This is a genomic window from Rudanella paleaurantiibacter (assembly GCF_009184635.1).
Lineage (GTDB): Bacteria > Bacteroidota > Bacteroidia > Cytophagales > Spirosomataceae > Rudanella > Rudanella paleaurantiibacter.
Genome location: NZ_WELI01000005.1, coordinates 471,966 through 492,092, shown reverse-complemented (window position 1 = coordinate 492,092; position 20,127 = coordinate 471,966). Strand labels below are relative to the sequence as shown.

Annotated in this window: 15 protein-coding genes; 10 read left to right on the top strand and 5 right to left on the bottom strand. The window is 53.4% G+C overall.

Annotated elements, in window-relative coordinates; all coding sequences use genetic code 11:
* Positions 1 to 13: 13 nt before the first annotated feature.
* Both F5984_RS14160 and selD read right to left on the bottom strand, forming a co-directional pair.
* Positions 14 to 814, bottom strand: a complete 801-nt coding sequence (locus F5984_RS14160) for an alpha/beta fold hydrolase (RefSeq protein ID WP_152124899.1) — start codon at positions 812 to 814, stop codon at positions 14 to 16.
* A 78-nt stretch (positions 815 to 892) separates the two neighbouring features.
* Entirely contained in the window at positions 893 to 1,978 is a 1,086-nt protein-coding gene (selD, locus tag F5984_RS14155) for a selenide, water dikinase SelD (RefSeq protein WP_152124898.1), read from the bottom strand.
* 300 nt (positions 1,979 to 2,278) lie between these two features.
* On the opposite strand from selD, the gene F5984_RS14150 reads away from it, so the two are divergent.
* Entirely contained in the window at positions 2,279 to 5,650 is a 3,372-nt protein-coding gene (locus tag F5984_RS14150; RefSeq protein WP_152124897.1) for a TonB-dependent receptor, read from the top strand.
* A gap of 250 nt (positions 5,651 to 5,900) precedes the next feature.
* On the opposite strand, the gene F5984_RS14145 is transcribed toward F5984_RS14150, so the two are convergent.
* Positions 5,901 to 6,860, bottom strand: coding sequence for a patatin-like phospholipase family protein (locus F5984_RS14145; protein WP_152124896.1), 960 nt, complete (start codon positions 6,858 to 6,860; stop codon positions 5,901 to 5,903).
* 183 nt (positions 6,861 to 7,043) lie between these two features.
* Here F5984_RS14145 and F5984_RS14140 point away from each other — a divergent pair, with 183 nt between their 5' ends.
* Together F5984_RS14140 and pafA are read left to right on the top strand one after the other, a co-directional pair.
* Positions 7,044 to 8,018 carry a polyprenyl synthetase family protein gene (locus tag F5984_RS14140; RefSeq protein WP_027303329.1) on the top strand — a complete coding sequence of 325 codons (975 nt, stop codon included), beginning with the start codon at positions 7,044 to 7,046 and terminating at the stop codon, positions 8,016 to 8,018.
* A gap of 325 nt (positions 8,019 to 8,343) precedes the next feature.
* Positions 8,344 to 10,044 carry an alkaline phosphatase PafA gene (gene pafA, locus F5984_RS14135; protein WP_152124895.1) on the top strand — a complete coding sequence of 567 codons (1,701 nt, stop codon included), beginning with the start codon at positions 8,344 to 8,346 and terminating at the stop codon, positions 10,042 to 10,044.
* Positions 10,045 to 10,126: 82 nt separating this feature from the next.
* Here pafA and F5984_RS14130 read toward each other — a convergent pair whose 3' ends face one another.
* On the bottom strand, positions 10,127 to 10,960 hold the full coding sequence (locus F5984_RS14130; protein ID WP_152124894.1) for a CvfB family protein: 834 nt from the start codon (positions 10,958 to 10,960) through the stop codon (positions 10,127 to 10,129).
* Positions 10,961 to 11,280: 320 nt separating this feature from the next.
* Here F5984_RS14130 and F5984_RS14125 point away from each other — a divergent pair, with 320 nt between their 5' ends.
* The 5 genes from F5984_RS14125 to F5984_RS14105 all read left to right on the top strand — a co-directional run bounded on the left by F5984_RS14125 (position 11,281) and on the right by F5984_RS14105 (position 17,527).
* Positions 11,281 to 12,045, top strand: coding sequence for an HpcH/HpaI aldolase family protein (locus F5984_RS14125; RefSeq protein WP_152124893.1), 765 nt, complete (start codon positions 11,281 to 11,283; stop codon positions 12,043 to 12,045).
* 172 nt (positions 12,046 to 12,217) lie between these two features.
* Entirely contained in the window at positions 12,218 to 13,654 is a 1,437-nt protein-coding gene (uxaC, locus tag F5984_RS14120; protein ID WP_152124892.1) for a glucuronate isomerase, read from the top strand.
* Positions 13,614 to 14,387 carry a beta/alpha barrel domain-containing protein gene (locus F5984_RS14115; protein WP_246169001.1) on the top strand — a complete coding sequence of 258 codons (774 nt, stop codon included), beginning with the start codon at positions 13,614 to 13,616 and terminating at the stop codon, positions 14,385 to 14,387. The genes uxaC and F5984_RS14115 overlap by 41 nt, the downstream gene beginning before the upstream one ends.
* Before the next feature lie 698 nt (positions 14,388 to 15,085).
* The gene (locus tag F5984_RS14110; protein WP_246168998.1) at positions 15,086 to 16,987 is read left to right on the top strand and encodes a PorT family protein; all 1,902 of its coding nucleotides are present in this window, start codon (positions 15,086 to 15,088) and stop codon (positions 16,985 to 16,987) included.
* Positions 16,988 to 17,143: 156 nt separating this feature from the next.
* On the top strand, positions 17,144 to 17,527 hold the full coding sequence (locus tag F5984_RS14105; RefSeq protein WP_152124891.1) for a hypothetical protein: 384 nt from the start codon (positions 17,144 to 17,146) through the stop codon (positions 17,525 to 17,527).
* On the opposite strand, the gene F5984_RS14100 is transcribed toward F5984_RS14105, so the two are convergent.
* Positions 17,524 to 18,561 (bottom strand): transglutaminase domain-containing protein, encoded by a 1,038-nt coding sequence (locus F5984_RS14100; protein ID WP_152124890.1) that lies wholly within the window; start codon positions 18,559 to 18,561, stop codon positions 17,524 to 17,526. The two genes, F5984_RS14105 and F5984_RS14100, sit on opposite strands and share 4 nt — an antisense overlap.
* A gap of 77 nt (positions 18,562 to 18,638) precedes the next feature.
* On the opposite strand from F5984_RS14100, the gene F5984_RS14095 reads away from it, so the two are divergent.
* The gene (locus F5984_RS14095; protein ID WP_246168995.1) at positions 18,639 to 19,097 is read left to right on the top strand and encodes a PPC domain-containing DNA-binding protein; all 459 of its coding nucleotides are present in this window, start codon (positions 18,639 to 18,641) and stop codon (positions 19,095 to 19,097) included.
* Positions 19,098 to 19,168: 71 nt separating this feature from the next.
* Positions 19,169 to 20,095 carry a transglutaminase domain-containing protein gene (locus tag F5984_RS14090; RefSeq protein ID WP_185155518.1) on the top strand — a complete coding sequence of 309 codons (927 nt, stop codon included), beginning with the start codon at positions 19,169 to 19,171 and terminating at the stop codon, positions 20,093 to 20,095.
* The last annotated feature ends 32 nt before the right edge of the window (positions 20,096 to 20,127 follow it).

Here is a 20,127-nt window from a genome sequence, read left to right as displayed (position 1 = left end):
TATGGGAACGGCGTTATTGGCCTTTGATAAACTCAATAAGCGTCTGAACAAACTCCGCTGGTTTTTCGGCCTGCACCCAGTGACCGGCATCTGAAATAGTTGCTACGCGGCTGTTAGGGAAAAGTTTCTGGATGCCGGGCAGGTCGTTGTCAGCAATATAACCCGATTCACTTCCCCGAATAAACAGGGTAGGCTCGGTAACAGTCCGCGGATTGTTGAGCTCTTCGCCCACGCTATGGATTTCGCGTTCAATCACGGGCAGGTTGATGCGCCAGTCGAACCGACCTTCGGCGGTGCGGTACAAGTTTTTCAGTAGAAATTGGCGCACGGTAGCCGAGGGCTCGTAATTCTTCAGGGTCTCGTCGGCAATGTTGCGGTTGTTGAGCGTAGCCAGATTAATGGCACCCAATCCGCGCAAAATTTCGCCATGATGCACCGGGTAAAACTTCGGCGCAATATCCACCACCACTACTTTACTGTACGACGGGGCTACTGCTGCATCACCCTCGTTACGGTAGTTCATCACGTATTGCATCACCGTTTTGCCGCCCATCGAGTGGCCAACCAGTACGGGTTGCTGAATATGATGCTCGCGGATGAACTCGTGCAGGTCGGCGGCCATGCTGTCGTAATCGAATACCTCGTGCCGGGGCGACTGACCATGATTCCGTTGGTCGATCAGATAAACGTGGTAGCCCTCGGCGGCAATGCTTTTGCTGATGGTGAGCCAGTTGTCCGACGACCCAAACAGGCCGTGCAGAATAATGATGGCTGGGTGAGCCGGATCGCCCACTTCACGAAAAAAGAGTTTCATACTAAATGGAGAAAGGGAAATGGAGCCGTGAGAACGGAGGAAAGGATCACCTTTTTCATTTTCAAGGCTCCCTGTATCCTATTTCACATAGACTACTTTGTCCTGTTTGCCGATTAACTGCCCGAACGAATGCAGGTTGAAACCGTGTTGACCCGCCAGTTGCTCAAACTCGTCGGTATGTTCGGGTGCTACAGCAATCAGCAAGCCACCCGACGTCTGTGGGTCGGCCAGAACAATCCGCTGGTTGTCGGCTAGCGGGGCAATTTTATGGCCATAGCTGTCCCAGTTACGAACGGTGCCGCCCGGTATGCTTTTTTTGGCAATATAGTCGTCGATGACCGATAGCCTGGGTACAGCCTCGAAGTTGATTTCGGCACTTAGACCGCTACCCTCGGCCATCTCGGTCAGGTGGCCCAGTAAGCCAAAGCCGGTGACGTCGGTTAATGCCTTCACGTACGGAAGTTTACCCAGAACAGCCCCAAACGAGTTAAGTTGTGCCATTTGGCGGGGAGCCAGTTGGGCATGTTCGGGTTGGAGCAGGCCTTTTTTCTGGGCCGTTGTCAGAATACCTACTCCGAGCGGTTTGGTCAGGTACAACCGGCAGCCTTCGGTAGCTGTGTTGTTTTGTTTCAGGTGTTCAATACGCACCCGACCGGTTACGGCGAGGCCAAATACCGGTTCGGGGCAGTCGATGCTGTGCCCGCCGGCGAGCGGAATGCCCGCCTGCGCACAAATGGCCCGGCTCCCTGCCAGTACCTGCCCGGCCACCTCAGGGGGGAGTTTGTCAATTGGCCAGCCCAGAATTGCAATAGCCATGATGGGCTCACCACCCATGGCGTACACGTCGCTAATAGCGTTGGCCGAGGCAATACGCCCGAAGTCGAACGCATCGTCGACAATAGGCATGAAAAAATCGGTAGTGCTGATGATTGCTTCTCCGTTGCCCAAATCCATCACGGCGGCATCGTCGCGGGCATCGTTGCCAACGAGGAGGTTCAACCCCGCGGCAACTGCCGACCCTTCTCCCCGCCCTGACGGGGTGGGGGCGGGGTGGTTTGATTGATTCCCGTGGAGAATTTTGTCGAGGACTTTAGGGGCAATTTTACAGCCACAACCCGCCCCATGACTATATTGAGTAAGTTGGTATGTCGATTCAGAGAGCATTGTACGATGTGCGTAAGAGAATGACTTGAATTAGAATAGTACCCAAATAGCGGATAAATAGTTTCTGGCAAAAATATTTGAAGGCTTAACAAAAAATTAATATCCCAAAATAGAATGGATACGCGGAGGAAATGACTTTTTCCATGAAATAGCTCCGTTCAAAAGAAAATCGTAGTACTTTTTTAAGACGCGGTGCTTTGAAGTCACCGATAAAAAAATGCAATTTTGCACCCGGAATTGAACACCTTGAGTCCAACCCATACGGACTTCATGACATTATCAACCAAACCAATCAAATCTATGTACAAAAAGTTACTGCGATCACGGGCAGCGCTCATGCTGTTCGGCAGTATGCTACTGGCCATTCTTGGCGGTAGTGGAGCTTTGGCACAGGTAACATCGTCGGCCATCAACGGCTTTGTTACTGACGGTAAGGGCGATGGTCTGCCAGGCGCGACTGTCATTGCCGTACACACGCCATCAGGTACCCGGTATGGTACAACTACGAATGCATCGGGTGTTTACACATTTCCGAACGTTCGGGTTGGTGGACCGTACACTGTTACAGTAACCTACGTAGGTTTCCGGGAGCAGGTACAGAACAATGTATTTGCCAGCCTTGGTACGACGGCCGACGCCAACTTTAAAATGGTTGACGAAAGCACGAGCCTGAACGAGGTTGTGATCACGACGAACCGCTCCGACATTTTTAGCTCAGAGCGCACGGGTGCCGCTATCTCGTACGGTCGCGAAACCATCAACACAACGCCAACCATCGGCCGTACCCTGAACGACATTACGAAGTTCAACCCCTACGGTAACGGTCAGTCGTTTGCTGGTCAGGACAGCCGTTTCAACAACATCACTATTGACGGTGCTGTGTTCAACAACGGCTTTGGTCTGGGTGGCTCAGCGCAGGCTGGTGGCCGGACGGGTACAACCGCTGTTTCGCTCGACGCTCTCGATCAGGTACAGGTAAACGTAGCGCCTTTCGATGTTCGTCAGTCAGGCTTTACGGGTGCTGGTATCAACGCCGTAACGCGTTCAGGTACAAACGAATTCTCGGGATCGGCTTACACGCTGTTCCGTTCAGATCGGTTTGTTGGTAAGACTGTGGATGGTGTGAAATACACACCGGCTCCCAACCTTAGCGAAACCACGTGGGGTTTCCGTTTGGGTGGTCCGATCATTAAGAACAAACTGTTCTTCTTTGTCAACGGTGAGCAATTTGACAGTAGCACACCGGCCCTTACGTGGTCATTGAACCGCGGTCAGACGGGTGGTGGTAACATTTCGCGTCTGACAGAGGCCGAAGCAAATGATCTGACGCAGTTTATGCAAACCAACTTTAACCGGACGCTGGGACCATTCGATGGTTTCAACAACCAGGTGAAAAGTATCAAAGGTCTGGCTCGTATCGACTATAACATCAACGACAAGCACAAACTGTCGGTACGTTATTCGCACCACAATTCAGAATCAGGAGTACCCATCAGCAACAGTAACAGTAGCAACACGGCTGGTAACGGTAACCGTACCAACTCGGCACTGGCCCTGTCGCCCGAAAATACCGGTTATATCATTGCCGACAACACGCGCTCAATTGCGGCCGAGTTGACATCGACTCTGAGCAACAAAATTGCCAATAACCTGATTGTTACGTACAACAAGCAAATTGAAGACCGTACGTACAAGACGGATATTTTCCCGACCATTGACATTTTGAATGCGCCGGGTGGCAACACGCTGACCTCAATCGGTTTTGATCCGTTTACGCCGAATAACAAGCTGAACTATTCGACGTTCAATATCACAAACAACCTGAGCTATTTCGCTGGTAAGCACACGCTGACGGCTGGTCTTGTTTACGAACGCTTCACGTCGAACAACGTATTCTTCCCGTCATCGAACGGGGTTTACGTGTACAACTCAATCGCCGACTTCAAAGCGGCTGCTCTGGCTTCGATCTCGAACCCGAACAGCACCACGTCGCCAGTGGTTGTAAACCGGTACAACCTGCGTTACTCGCTGGTTGATGGTGGCGCCGAGCCACTGCAGCGTCTGGATCGTGACCTGTATAGTGCATATGTTCAGGATGAATATCAGGCATCGCCGAACTTCAAACTGACGCTTGGTCTGCGCGGTGATGTGTTTGTCTATGACAATGCCAATGCGGCATCGTTTGACAACCCACGCGTTGCTAACATGACGTTCCGCGACGAAAACGGCGACCCCTACAAGATTACAACGGGTTCGTTCCCCAAGCCACGTCTGCTGCTTTCTCCCCGTATCGGCTTTAACTGGGACGTGAAGGGTGATAAGTCAACTCAAATTCGGGGTGGTAGCGGTTTCTTCGTATCGCGTATTCCGGAGGTACTTATCTCAAACCAGTTGGGTAATAACGGTATCAACACGGCCGTGTTTAACCTGACTAATTCACGGGTTCCGTTCGTTACTGACCCGAGCAAACTGCCGGCCGGTATTCTGCCTCCGCCTACAAGCGCCAGCAGCTTGACAGGCTACGCCATCAATGCATCGGATCAAAACCTGCGGTATCCGCAGATCTGGAAAACCAACATTGCGGTTGATCAGCGCTTGCCCTTTGGTCTGGTAGGTACGGTTGAATTCATCTACAACAAGACCCTGAACGGTCTGCGTTACATTGATGCCAACCTCAACGCCCCCAATGGTACTACTCCTGATGGACGTCTGCGTTACCCGGCTCTGGGTCTGTCTGGAACGGCTGCTACTACGGCTCGTTTCATCAACCCAACGATCAGCAATGCTTTCGTGCTGAAGAACACGAATCAGGGTAACTCATACATCGCTACGGTGAAATTGGAGAAGCCGGCTACTAAAGGATTCGGTGGATTCATTTCATACACGTATGGCGAAGCGCGCGATGTTGCGTTTGTGGGTAGCACGGTACAGGCTAACGTACCCTCAACGGTTGGTCAGAACTTCCTGCCCCTCACGTACTCTGACAACGACCTGCGTCATCGGATCGTTGGTTTGTTGAACTACCGTCTGAACTACGGTGGTAAGTTCGGTGGTTCATCGACCTTCTCATTGGGTCTGGTATCGAACAGCGGTTCGAAAGTTTCGTACACGTACAACCAGGATGTTAACGGCGACGGTCAGACGACCAATGACCTGATCTTTGTACCTAAGAGTGCATCTGATCTGACGTTCCTGCCGCTGGTAGTTGGCACAGGCCCATCGGCTGTTACTTACACGGCTGCTCAGCAAGCTGCTGCGTTCGATGCGTACATTGAAGGTAACGATTACCTGAAAACCCGCCGGGGTCAGTATGCTGAGCGTAACGGTGCTCAGTTCCCCTGGTTAACTCGTATCGACTTCACCTTTATTCAGGAGTTCTACGTAGCTGTTGGCGCTAAAGGAAAGCGTAACACCATTCAGCTGCGTGCCGATATTCTCAACGTAGGTAACCTGATTAGCGACAAGTCGGGTGTAGGTTTTGTATCGACTGCGTTTAACCCGCTTGCAACCACAGTGGGTGCCAACGGTGCGCTTTCGTACCGTCTGGCTACACAGCAAGTTACCGAAGGTGGTGTTTCAAAAACGGTTCTGTTGCGGGATTCATTCGTTCCCAACGTGTCGCTGAACGCTGTTTGGCAGGCACAGTTTGGTGTGCGTTATATCTTCAACTAACACACGGCCTCTTTTACGAAACGTGCCCGCCAGAGATTCTGGCGGGCACGTTTCGTTTATAACGTTCGGTAATGTTTGAGCAAGACTTAGAAGCTGTTTGAGTTAATCGCTTTGGTCCGTAAGGGCGTCTTTGAGTCCTTGGCTTCTTCACTTTTTTGGGCCGTAGCGACAGCTACGCCCGGCAAAAAGTGCATTACCAATGACTAAAATCCACTCCTTACAGCCTCAAATCGCTAACTCAAACAGCTTCTTAGGACTTTAACGCAGCCGTGGCCACTTTGTAGCCTTCAACCACGAGCCGACTGATGTCGTCGGAAGTAAACTGAAACAGGTCTAAGTGCAGCGGGTCTACCGGCCGAATCATCATCAGATCAATGGGGTGGCCCCGGAGCCGTTCGCGGTCGGCGTAGCGCTCGGCCCAGGCTATGTCGTTGTTGACGAGTTGATTAACCGTAATATCTTTGACACGCTCAATCAGGGTGAGTAGCCCCCGGTAATTGATGGCTTCGCCCGGAATCCGTTTGGCATGACAGGCCACACCGACAATCTGCCGGGCACCGTCTTCGATGGCTACGCGTAACGGGGCTACCTCGCGCAGGCCACCGTCCATAAAGGCTTTCCGGTGGTCGCCCCCGATCTGCACAGCAGGCATCAGAAACGGCAGGGCGCTACTGGCAAATACATAGTCGAGAAAATGCTCATCGTGGGCATCTGCATACACCATATCGCCGTTCAGAATATCTACCGCCCCTACTTTTACGTGTACCGAGCCGCCCCGGAGTTGGTCCAGATCGATAGTCTGCCGAATCAGGTTCTTGATGGGCGAATTATCCAGAAATCCGTCAAATCGGCTCAGGAGGGTATTATAGCCGGTTCGGAACCGGGAGCGTTCAACAGCTACATCTTCGGGGCGGGTGATGTTCCGAATCCAGAACTCCATCAGCGCACGCCCGGCTTTGGGCCAGTTAATTTGGCCGGTTTCTTTCTCCTGCCGGGCCACTTCGTTTGCCAGAAACGTGGCATTGAGGCTGCCTACTGAGATGCCGTAAATGGCGTCGGGCTGAAAGCCAGTTTCAAGAATAGCGAGTACAGCGCCGGCCTGAAACGCACCTTTTAGTGACCCTCCGCCCAGTACCAGAGCTTTGTGAACGGTGGGATCGGGGTGCATATCGGCCCGTTTGGGCCCCGGTGGGTTCGGATTATCAATCATGCGACGAAGGTAAAACCAATATTGAATACTGAATAACCATCCGAACTTTGAGCCGTAGCGGAACCATTCTTCAGCATTCGTTTTTCATTATCTATAGATACCGACGTAATATTGCCAAAAAATCGGTGAGCAACGTACTCCCACCTGTTGTTAGCTGTTCACCATTTACTGCCCCCAGAAACGATGCCTCTCTCCGTTGCCACCATACAAGCCCCGATTGCCCACGAAATGCAGTTATTCGAGCGCAAATTTCGGGATTTGATGAAGAGTGAGGTGATGCTGCTTGACCAGATCATGAATTACATTGTCAAGCGCAAGGGCAAACAGCTCAGACCCATGTTCGTGTTTCTGACGGCCGGGGTGAGCGGAACCATCTCCGAAGCCACCTACCGGGGGGCTGCCCTCATTGAGCTGCTACACACGGCGACTCTGGTGCACGATGATGTGGTGGACGATTCAAACTACCGCCGGGGCTTTTTCTCGATCAACGCTCTCTGGAAAAACAAAGTAGCCGTACTCGTTGGCGACTACCTGCTCTCACGCGGTTTGCTGCTGTCGGTTGATAATGGCGATCACGATCTGCTGCAACTTGTATCGCGGGCCGTGCGCGAAATTAGCGAGGGCGAACTGCTTCAGATTGAAAAGGCGCGTCGGCTCGATATTACCGAGGACGTTTATTACGAAATCATCCGGCAAAAAACGGCATCGCTCATTGCGGCCTGCTGTGCGGTAGGAGCCCGCTCGACCGGGGCCGACGCCGAAACGGTTGAAAAAGCCCGTCTGTTTGGCGAAAAAGTCGGTATTGCGTTTCAGATCAAAGATGACCTCTTCGACTACGGTACGGCCGAAGTAGGTAAGCCGTTGGGCATCGACATCAAAGAGAAGAAAATGACTCTCCCGCTTATCTATGCCTTGCAGAAGGCCGGTTACTGGGATAAACGCCGAATCATAAACATGGTGAAAAACGAGAGCGAGAACCCCAAAAAGGTGGCTGAAGTGATCGCTTTTGTGAAGGGTTCGGGGGGCATTGAGTACGCAACCACCGTCATGCAACGCTACGTCGACGAAGCGCAGGCTATTCTGCATTCGTTTCCAGAGTCAACGTACCGTACATCGCTTGAGCAATTGGTGCAATACACCATCGAGCGGAGTAAGTAGTGCCAAAACTCGGTTGGCTGCTTCTCTTCTTTCGTCTTGCATCGTCTTGCATACGTTGTCATGAGCCCATCCATAACTCATGTTTTATCTCGGAGCCACCTTCCATCGCGAGATATTCCGCGACGGTGTACAGGCGTTCGGCGGTGTACGATTGCATTTCTAAAACAGTTTGAATACGATACGATCCTGCTAAATTTTGTTCAGATGGTTGGTCTGACAAGGTTCTCTTCAATACGTACGGCCTAAAATTAAAGAGGCTCCTTAAAGTAAGAAAAAAACCGTGCTGCGTTTTGTTTGTACCTTTAAGTCGGAATAATCAACCATTATGCAACATTTCCGTTTTGGACGCCTGATTCTGGCGGCTTCCCTATTTTCTATTTGTTTCAATGCTTCGGCGCAAACGCGCAATGCGGCCAAAGAGCAAAAACGCCCCTCGGCCGCTACGGCTCCCCGAACCCCAAGTTTTCCGGATCGCCCCAAACTGGTAGTTGGTATTGTTGTCGATCAGATGCGCTACGATTACCTCTACCGCTACTACGATAAATTCTCAAATGGTGGTTTTCGGCGTATGATGACCGAAGGCTTCAACTGCCGGAATAATCATTACCACTACGCGGCTACGTACACGGGTCCGGGTCACGCGGCTATTTACACGGGGTCGGCACCGGCGCTCAACGGCATTGTTGGGAATGAGTTTTACGACCGGAAGCTGGGCCGGATTGCGTACTGTGCCGAAGATACCACTGTGCAAACAGTAGGGTCTACCAGCCGGGCGGGCCTTATGTCGCCCCGGAATATGCTCTCGACTACCATCGGCGATCAGCTCAAACTGGCTACCGACGGGCGGGCCAAAGTAGTGGGTGTAGCCCTCAAAGACCGGGGATCTATTTTACCGGCTGGTCATGCCGCCGATGGGGCCTACTGGTTCGACTCAAAAGACGGCAACTGGATCACGAGTACGTTCTACCGGAAAGACCTGCCTAAGTGGGTACAGGATTTTAACGCCCGGCGCTTGCCCGACGGTTACCTGACCCAGAAGTGGGAGACCCTGTTGCCCCTTGAACAGTACACAGAGAGTACCCCCGACGATCAGCCGTATGAGGCTACCTTGCCCGGCGAAACCAAAGCCGTGCACCCGCACGAGTTTGTGACGGTGGCTGGTAACAGCAAGTATGAAATTCTGCGTACCAGCCCCTTTGGTGATGCCCTCACGAAAGAGTTTGCGCTGGCGGCCCTCAAAGGCGAACAACTGGGGCAGGACGGTATTACTGATTTGCTGTGCGTGAGTTTCTCATCACCCGACTATATCGGTCATGCGTTTGGTACGCATGCCGTTGAAACGGAAGATAACTACCTCCGGCTCGACCGGCAGTTAGCCGATCTGTTTGCGCAACTGGATGCCACTGTAGGCAAAGGTGCCTGGACTGCATTTTTGTCGGCCGATCACGGTGTTGCCGATATTCCGGGGTTTGCCCAGACCTACCGGATTCCGGCTGAGGTAAAAAACGGGGGGGAACTGAACGATGCTGCCAAGAAAGCCCTCGTCGAAGCGTTTGGCCCTGGCGACTGGACTCTGACGTACTTCAACCAGCAGGTGTACATGAATCACGACCTGTTGGCGCAGAAGAAAATCTCGCTCGATGACGCGTACAGTGTGGTGAAGCGGGCCTTGCTGAAGCAGCGTGGCGTGGTCAATGTGGTGAATCTGCACCGGTTGGGTGACGAAGCGCTGCCGGTAAACCTGCAACCCCTGTTTGAAAACATCGTGTTCCCGAATCGGAGTGGCGATTTTCAGGTCATGTTGCAGGCGGGTTGGTTCGAAGGTCGGAGCCGGGGTACTACCCACGGCACTACGTATGCCTACGATACCCACGTGCCGTTTTTGCTGTACGGGTGGGGTGTGAAACCCGGTCAGACCCTGCGTCGGACGCGTATTGCCGACATTGCACCAACCATCTGCGCCTTGCTGGGTATTCTGGAGCCGAGTGCCTGCGTTGGTGACCCGGTCGAAGAGGTGTTTAAGTAAACGGGTATGGTTTTGGGTTTATGGTTTATCGTGTAAAGCCAGCGTGGCCAGCCATGAACCATAAACCCAAAACGCTAAACCGCTATAAAAGCCGAATGCCGCCTTCTTCAAGGCTTATTTTTCGTTCTCGATACAGCGTACCAATTGCTTTTTTAAAGGTCTTCTTGCTCATTTCGAGCGTCCGGTAAATCACCTGCGGGTCGCTATGGTCAGTGAGTGGCAAGAAACCACCCGACTGTTGCAATTTAGTCAATATCGCTTGGGCATTGGGTTCAATTCCTTCGAAGCCTGGCTTCTGTAAAGTCAGATCGATGCGGTAATCGTCGCGAATCCGTTTTACATACCCCGTCAGCTGATCGCCCGGCCGCAGAGCCCGGAAAGTCTCGCTCGCGTACAGCAGTCCCCGGTACCGATTGTCTACAACGGCATTGTGCCCCAGATCGGTACGCTCGTAAATGAGCAGATTCACTTCGTCGCCCTCTTCCAGATCCGGCATCCGACCTTCTTCGATAAATCGGTTGATTCGGCTCGACCCCACGAGTCGGTCGGTGGTTTCGTCGTAATACACAAATACCACATACGACTGCCCTACTTCCATCGGCTGGGCCTGCTCGCGGTGAGGCACCAGCAGGTCTTTTTCGAGGCCCCAGTCTAGAAACGCGCCATAGCTCGTTACCGATACCACCCTGAGTGCGCCAAACTCGTCGCGCTGAACGGTAGGGTGTAGGGTTGTGGCAATGATCCGGTCTTCGGAGTCAGTGTACACAAACACATCGATGAACTCATCTTCGCGCAGGGTTTGGGGTACGTATTTATTGGGTAGCAACACTTCCTCGCCCGACTCGTGGCCCAGAAACATGCCCACGCTCGTCAGCCGGAGCGCGCGCAACCGGTTAATTCGTCCTAATTCGATCATAGAGCAAAGGTAAGAGGTGCGTTGACCTATGCCAAAGCCAAACAGGTGAGCTACGGCGCGTTTGCTCGTAAAAAGTGCGTACTGAAAACAATTCAGCGGCTTATTAGTCGTATAGGCACCTTTATAAAGGCGTCATTCTCAGTCGCTACACTACCAGTTTTATGATTTGAATCTTTACAGGGTACACAGGCATGCGCGCAAACCGGAGCTGGAGCGACCATAAAGTAGGCTTGCCCGACTCCGGCCTAACTTGAACAAGGTAGTAATTGGGCTGGCTAAAACCAGCCCAATTCTGTATCTATGTATTCCAAAGCGCTCGCATGAAAGAGAACCCGATTAAACGCCGACTGAAGAATAACCAGCCTGTGCTGGGCATTATTACGAATAGCACCGACCCCACCGTAGCCGAATTGTGTGGGTTTTCGGGGCTCGATTTTTACATGATCGATGGCGAGCATAGCCCCGTCACCACGGCTCAGGTACAGGATATTGTGCGGGCTTGCGAAACAAGTGGTATCACCGCCCTTGCCCGGGTTCGCTCCAACGACCCGAAGCTTATTTTGCAGTACCTGGACGCTGGCGTGATGGGCGTCATGATTCCCGGTATCAAAACGGTTTCCGACCTCGAAAATATGGTGCGAGCCGTGAAATACCCTCCGCTGGGCGACCGGGGTCTGGGGCCGGTGCGGGCGGCTGACTATTTACAGGGGGGCATGGGGCAGGGCGAATATGTGAGCTTTGCGAACGAGCAGACGCTTGTTTTACCGCAACTTGAAGACAAAGAAGCGGTTGATAACCTCGACGCAATGCTGACCGTTGAAGGGGTCGATGGGTTTGTGATCAGTCCCCGCGATCTTGCTATGAGTATGGGGTACTACGATGGCCCCGGTCACGACGAGGTAAAGAAGACCATTGGTGCCGTTGTTGAAAAGATCAAAGGAGCCGGTCTGGTTGTGGGTACTACAGCCGCCAGTGGCGATCAGGCAAAGGCCCTCATCGATCGGGGGGTATTGTTTTGCTTGAATTCGTTCGCAGGTTTGCTCAAGACCGCAGCCGCCGATTTTATGAAAGGTCGGGGCGAATAGTGGCTTCTTGCTATAGGGGTTTTACCCGGGCTAAACTCTTTTTTAATGGCAGAAAAACGGATTCATTCCTGACCCGAAGGGTATAGGTTTTGACCCGTTGTCTTTACTTTTGAAACCTGACTCGTAGCTTATCAGATCATCAGGCACGATCGAAAGCCGGGGTGACTTTCCGATGAAAACATTTATTACCGACGATTTCCTGCTTAAGACCGAGACGGCCCGGCGGCTATACCACGAGTACGCGGCCCCGATGCCTATCATCGATTACCACAATCACCTGCCGCCCGCGCAGGTGGCCAACGACCATCAGTTTGAGAACATCACACAGGTATGGCTCTATGGCGATCATTACAAGTGGCGGGCCATGCGTACCAACGGTATTCCCGAACGGTATGCAACGGGCGATGCGAGCGACTACGAAAAGTTTGCCAAGTGGGCCGAAACGGTGCCGTACACGGCCCGGAATCCCCTTTACCACTGGACGCACCTCGAACTGTTGCGGTACTTCGATATCGACGAGCTGCTAACGCCCGAAACGGCCCGTTCTATTTACGATCAATGCTCCGAAAAAGTGCGGTCGCCGGAATACAGTGCCCGCAATCTGTTGCGTAAAATGAACGTCGAAGTAGTAGCCACTACCGACGACCCAACCGACTCTCTGGCCGACCATGCCCGGTATGCCGCCGAAGGTTCAGATTTGCTGATGGTGCCTACCTTCCGGCCCGACAAGGCCATGATGCCGTTCGATACCGTTGCGTTTGGGCAGTATGTTGAGCGGCTCGCTACCGCTTCCGGCCTTGCAATCACGGAGTTCAGTGAATTTCTGAAAGCCCTCGAAACCCGCTGCGACTTTTTTGCCAGCTTAGGTTGCCGGGCATCAGACCACGGTCTGGAGCAGGTTTGGGCTGAGCTTTGTACCGAATGGGAAGCGGCCGCGCTCTTTGGCCGGTTGCTCGAAGGTGAGACCCTGTCAACGGCCGAGGTGCGTCAGTTTGGCTCGTTTATGCTCGTTTGGTTTGGGCAGCAGGACCACAGTCGGGGGTGGGTACAGCAGTATCACCTCGGCGCCCTGCGCAACAATAACAGCCGCCTGCTGAAGCAATTAGGGCCCGACACTGGTTGGGACAGCATCGGCGATTTTAATCAGGCACAACCCCTGTCGCGCCTGCTCGACCGGCTCGATAGCAACGATCAACTCGCCCGCACGATTTTGTACAACCTGAATCCGGCCGATAATGAGTTGATGGCTACTATGATTGGCAACTTCCAGGATGGTACCGTGCCGGGTAAATTACAGTTTGGTTCGGGTTGGTGGTTCCTCGATCAGAAAGATGGTATGGAAAAGCAGATCAATGCCCTGTCGAACATGGGCTTGTTGAGCCGCTTTGTGGGCATGCTGACCGATTCGCGGAGCTTCCTGAGTTTCCCCCGTCATGAGTATTTCCGGCGCATTTTGTGCAACATGCTCGGGCAGGACGTCGAAAATGGCGAACTCCCCAATGATGTTGCCTGGCTCGGCAAAATGGTTCAGGATATTTGCTACAACAATGCCCGCGACTATTTCCAGTTTGCGGGTACCTCTCAGCCTGCTGCTGCGGGCGTCCAGTAATGGCTCAACCGAGCCCATTCTCCCGCCAGTAACCTCCCCGCGTCTTCGGGCCGGGGAGGCAACGGTGGCTTTGCACATGATGACAACAACCGAGCAACTTCTCCAGGCGGGTATTGTACCCGTTTTTTCACATCCCGATGCCGAAACGAGTGTCGCCGTAGTGGCCGCCAGTTATGCGGGCGGCATACGCGTATTTGAGTACACTAACCGTAATGCATCGGCGCTTGATAACTTCCGGCGGTTGGTAGAGGCTAAAGCCGAACAGTTTCCCCAGATGCTGCTGGGTATCGGAACCATTTGGGAACCGGCGCAGGCCCATGCATTTATTGATGCGGGTGCTACGTTCGTAGTGAGCCCGGTGATGAATCCGGCGGTAGGTGCCGTTTGTCAGGAGCGCAACATTCCCTGGATTCCCGGCTGCATGACGCTCACGGAAGTGTATCAGGCCCAGAAAGCGGGTGCGACGTTCGTCAAGGTATTTCCGGGCGAAGTAGTTGGGCCCGCGTTTGTGCGTTCGGTGAAAAGTGTACTGCCCGACGTACAGCTGATGATTACCGGGGGGGTAGAACCTACCGAAGCCAGTTTGTCGGCCTGGTTTGGGGCGGGGGCCACGGCCGTTGGAATGGGCTCACAATTGTTCAATAAAGGGGCCGTTGCCCAGAAAGACCGGTCGGCCATTGAAGCGGCAGTAGCGGGTGCGATGCAGGTGTACCAGCAGGTGCAGGCTCGCTAAAAGTAATACGTTTATCTCTTGAAGGCGCATGGCCGGTGACCGAATCCTCATAGGTGACCAGTCGTGCGCTTTTTGCATGAAAAGCGCGATTTGGGTTCTGGCTGTGTGACAAAATACGATACTACAGCGTAGCTACGGGGTAAGCCGGAATGGTCAAGGAAATCCGTTCAATCAAAAAAATAAAATTTACCTTTCGGTGCGTACCCTATTTCTGTTTATGCTTTGTGCGTTTATTTTCAGCCAGATAAGTGCAGGAAAAGTTCGTTTCCATTGATTCTGGGCCAGAAAATATTAGGTGTGGATAACTGAAATTCTGCATCCGTGCTTTAGATTTGGCCCGAATTCGCAGTGAAAGAGATTATAGGCACAGATTTTGTCCGCTCTGAATGCAAACGAGAAGGTATTTTTTCTACATCCGGGCGCATAAAATGAGTTTACGGTTCAAATTTGCGGGCCAAATAGTCTAAAGTGCTGTCAATTAGTTGGTTGGTGGGTGCGTCGCGGCCAGGTTTGCAGAGGATAGGCCAGAGTTTCGGAACGGTGCTGATGGTCGAAAACATGAAAACTTTGTTGGCCACTGGCTAAACTTTTTGGAATAGTGACGTATAGTTGTAAGTTTCGTCTGAGAATGACAAAATCGGATTACCATGATCAAACTTATCCCCCCTGCGCTTAATCATCGATTTAAGCGTCGAGCGATGTTATCTTGTACCATTGGAGGTGCGTTGTCGGCAAGCCTAATGCTCAGCCCGACGGTGGCCAACGCGCAACAGTCTGCCGATACGCTCCGTCGAAATGAGCAAGGTGACAAGTGTACGCCCAAAGAAAACATCTACCGCCTGGGCCGTGGTGTGTACACCGATACGTTGCGCCGGGCTGACTTCCGGGCGCGTGCCAGCGACGTTGCCGAGCTGGACGATTGCGACACTACGTTGCAGACGTTCGTATTGGTACGCCGGCCATCGCCGTGGCGGGTTGGTGCATACGTAGGACCTAACTTCGCGTATTGCGGAACCTGGGACGCTACGTTTGGCAACAACCGTCGCGACAACACGTTGTACAACGGTACTGGTTTCAACATCACACTCAACACCGACTACTTCCTGAGCCGCCCTGAGCGTCGGCTTCGGTTTGGTATCGGGGCTGCGTTTGGTTACCAGAACTACCGGACCCGTCGCGATTACATCGACTTCCTGCGTACGCGGGCGTCGCAGTTGGGTATCCCGAATACGGCCGAAGTGCAAATCCGTCAACGCTCATCCGAAGACTTCTTCTTCACATTGGGCCCTGTACTGCAGTGGACGTTTGCCCGTAGCCGCCGGAACCCGTCTTGCACGTCGTTCCTCGAACTGTCACCGAAAATTGGTATTTACCGCACAGAGGCTGCCTTGTTGGCTGCTTCGGTACCGAGCCTGAACGACCGACTGGTCCGGATGGTATCGCCAAGCAACCGCCTGAACCACTTCGGTGGTAACCTGTCGTTGGGCGTGTTTTTCCCCCTTCGCAACACATGGCACGTGGGTGTACAGGCACAAGGCTTTTACACGGGCCTGAACTACTTCATCGTGGATGGGGTAGCTGATCAGTTGCTCTCGTACTACCGGAAGCACGGTGGTTTCAATGCCGGTTTGGCCGTTCGCAAAGGCTTCCAGCAGAAGAAACTTATCCCGAAAGCACCGGTATCATGCCCAACCTGCGACTCAGTTCCTGTCGTGACGGTACGCTTTGCTAATCAGACTCCGCTGGGTGGTCTGTCGTATGTAGGCGACAGCACGGCTGCTAATTCACTGCCGAGCATCAGCTGGAGAAGCCGTACGGTAAACCCGAAAAACGAAACCTTTACGGCTCGTTTGTACTACCGTCCGGATTCAGTAGCTGCTGGCTCACCTGCTTCCGATCAGATCATTGCTGAGGTAGTTAACACGACCGATACCACGCTGACTTTCCCCTCTACGTATGTAGATGAGGCTGGTCGCGCCCGTCGTGGTTTCTACTACGTAACGGTTCACAACCGGCAAACGGCCAAGTGTGGAACGTGTATGAGCGAAGTAGCAACAACAAGCTTTGCCTTGTTGAAGCCGAACTTCACGCCACAGGCACCCTGCGAGTTCCGTCACAAACTGGAGCGTCTGGAGGTGTTCTACCGCAACCCATACACGCGTGACATCGCCAGCGTTTGCTACTGTAATGGTGAGGTTATCTCGGTTGGCGAGAAAACCACGCGTCTGCGCTTCAGCGGCCTGAACCGCCGTCTGGCAATCGATCCATACACCTTCGATTCAACCGCCCTTGTGCTGAACTTCTCACAACTGCCTGGCCCGCTGGCACAGCAGCTGCTGGAAGAGAAGCGTAAGATCGAGTCAGGTCAGGGTATCCGTTACAAAGGCCGTCGCGTACGTCCGCAGGTACAGTACTTCCGTGCTGTGTTCTCGGCTGAGCAGCTGCCATGCAACGGTCAGGAAGGTCGCCCAGTGGGTAGCTTCAACGTAATCGTGAGCGACAACACGTACTCGATTACTGATCTGAAGCCACTCAGCCCTGAGCAGTATCAGAAACTAACGGCACCCGCTGCTCCACAGCCAAGCCGTCGCCGTCGGTAGTTAACCGAAAGGTCGATTAAGTACAAGGCCCGCTCAGTTTGAGCGGGCCTTTTTTTTATATCTGTTCCAACGCTTTTGTGTATCACAGAGTCATGAAAAAAACGGGTTTGGCATAAGCGTTGCGAGCGCTAAGCCGAAACCTAAAGCGTACCTTTTATGAAGCACTTTTTCATGACCATGCTGGCGGTAGGAGCAACAAGCTGCCAGTCAGATGAGCTTTCGACACCCCGGTTGGTTGATCAGCCGGGATTTTTAGAAGTGGCCGTGTGTAGCCGGGGCTGCTACCAATATTTCTTGAGCGTATCGCGGCCTAATACGGCTGAACGTTGGTTCCCGGTCAATCTGGACAAGGAATTGCAACAGGCCGCTCTGGATTACGCTATTGCGAACCAGGTAACGACCGATAACCGGCTGCCAGTTGTTTTCACCGGCACCTTACTGACTGATTCGACCACCATAAAAACAGCCGGGGCCGACGATGTGCCAGTCCCGGCCTTTAAAGCCCGGAATATTGAGTTAACCGGTATTCGGAAACGCTAACCTTTGACCACCGAAAACGACCCGATGGCTTCGTACTGCTGGTACCGGCCACCCGGTTCGGCTTTCGGTTTGGCAAACACAAACAGGGTAGAGGTGCCCCGTTGGGGTACGCGTACCGTGAGGGTGTAGGTGTCGCCGTTACGTTGTAGGGTAGAGGGCACCGTCTGTACGGAGTTATACCCCGGCCGGGCCATCGAGCAGATAATTTTTACATCCTCCGGGTTCCGAAACGTAATGGTGGCTACGTCGTTGGTTCGAATAAGGCCGTTTTGTGGAAACCGGCTATCGAATCCCATTCGAAAGTAGGCGTCGTAGAGCTTTGGGAACCGGTCGAAAGCGGCTTTGCTGACGGTTGGGTTGAGTAGCTGCCAACGTGGGTCAGCGGGCAGGTGCTGAGCCACAAACGCCTGCGGGTCGGTCAGGAAGTAATGGTCATTGGGGCGCCCACTTTTGCCGGTTGTAATGGCCCACGTAATATCGACCAGATACCAGTCGCCATCGAGTTTTACGGCGTTCCATTCGTGGTCTACGGGGCCGGTGGGCTGCCCAGCCGTACCGTCGTCGGTGCGTGAGTATCCCTTCACGTTGGCCACGTCGACCCCCGCCCGGTTGAGCAGGTGTTTATACAACAGCGAAAAGCCCGTACAAACCGCCCGACGCGACTTGAGTACCCGGTTGGCGTACTCGACCTCCGAAAAGTACGTGCCATTGCCGTACGCGTTCATATCGTACCGCACATGCGACAAAATCCAGGCGTATATTGACCGGGCTTTGGCCAGATCGGACCGGGCGGGAGCTGTCAGGTGTTTGGCCAGGGTGGTCAGGTCGCGGGATTGGCTCTCGGGCGTACGGCGGGCGTAGTCGTCGATAGCACTATAATTGGCGTCGGGCGCGTAGGCCAGCAATGGATTCGCAGTGGTTTCCCAACTTACGAGGTTGGTTGAGCGGGCTGGGGCAGAGGGGGCGGCAACAAATCCGCTGCCGGTGAGTAGCATTAGGGTGGCCAGCGAAAGGCCTAATGTGTAGTTTCGCATTCCTCAATCAGTTTCACATAGGCATAACTTTCATGCGGGCCTTATTATTGCTTATTACCCTACTCAGTTTACCGATTATGGCTCACAGTCAGTCTTCATCCGTGCCCGTAATGGCATCGGGTATGAAAACCCTCTCGTTTCGGCTACGGCCGGGGCAGGATTTAAAAGAAGAATTAGATAAGCTGGTGCAGCAGGAAGGTATCGAAGCGGGAGCGGTCTTAACCTGCGTAGGCAGCCTTACCGACCTCACGCTCCGACTGGCTAACCAGGAAGGGCCAAGCCGCTGGCAGGGGCATTTTGAGATAGTGTCGCTGGTGGGTACGCTTTCAACGGGCGGGAGTCACCTGCACCTGTCTGTTTCAGACTCCACCGGGCGCACGCTGGGAGGGCATTTGTTGCCGGGCTGTAAAATCTACACCACTGCGGAGACAGTGGTGGGCGTGCTGACCGATGTGGCTTACACCCGCGAGCCTGACCCAACGTTTGGGTACCGGGAGCTAGTTGTCCGGAAAAAAGCCAAGCCCCGAAAAAAATAGAGCAGGGGATGAAAACGGTGGTAGCAAAAGGCAGACATAGAAGCAGTCAAATAGCCGCTTTATGGGGCTGTTTGTCTATTCTGTCTGCTTTTTGTACCGCTATTACAGGAAATGGGCAGGGTTCAAAGCTGGCGGAAACACCTGACCCTTCGTCTGATTTGGCGGAGCTGGTGCAAGTCGTTACAGCCGGTGCCACTACTGATTCAGCCAAGGCGAGGGCTCTGTTTTTGTGGGTAGCCACCCACATTCGGTACGATGCACCCAAGGCGTCTGAGTTTCGGGTTAGCTATGGCAGCCGACCTATTGACACGCTGGCAGCCGCCCGGCAGGTGTTGCAGACTCGCAAAGGTATCTGTACCGATTACTCGCTTTTGCTGTATCAGTTGTACCGGCAGGCGGGCCTGCGGACCCGAATCATCAGCGGGTATGCTAAAGGCCAGTTTGAACAGGCTGGTACACCTATTCAGTCTATCAATCACCAATGGAACGCCGTTTGGCTCGACGGCCACTGGCGTATGCTCGACCCGACCTGGGCCAGTACCAACGGAGGAAGCCGCCCGGTAAATATGCATTATTTCCTGACGCGCCCTGAGTGGTTTAGTGCTGACCATTTCGCCCATGATCCGGCCGACAGGCTAAGCAGCCCGGTAGCTACTAAGGCCGAGTTTGATTCGCTACCTCGGGTGTACAGTGCGTTTTTTGGGCTTGGCTTTGGTCCCGATATTCCCCGGCGGGGTTTGTTTCAAATCCGGCGCAAACTCAAGCTGGTGTTACAAAATCCGGCCGATATGGAGTTTCAGGTGTTGGCCCATCGGTTTAGGAATCCCCAGAAAGAACAGGCGTTTTACGGGCGGGCGTTTCGCACCTCAACCGGCTATGAACTGCCTATGGTGGTGTACCGGCCTGGCCCGTACTCGGTGCATGTACTGAGCCGACCCAAAGGCGACACGGGAGATTTCAGGCTTATTCTGACGTGTACGGTTGTGAGTAGTCAATGAAGACTGCCTATATGCTGGCCCCTGATGTGTGA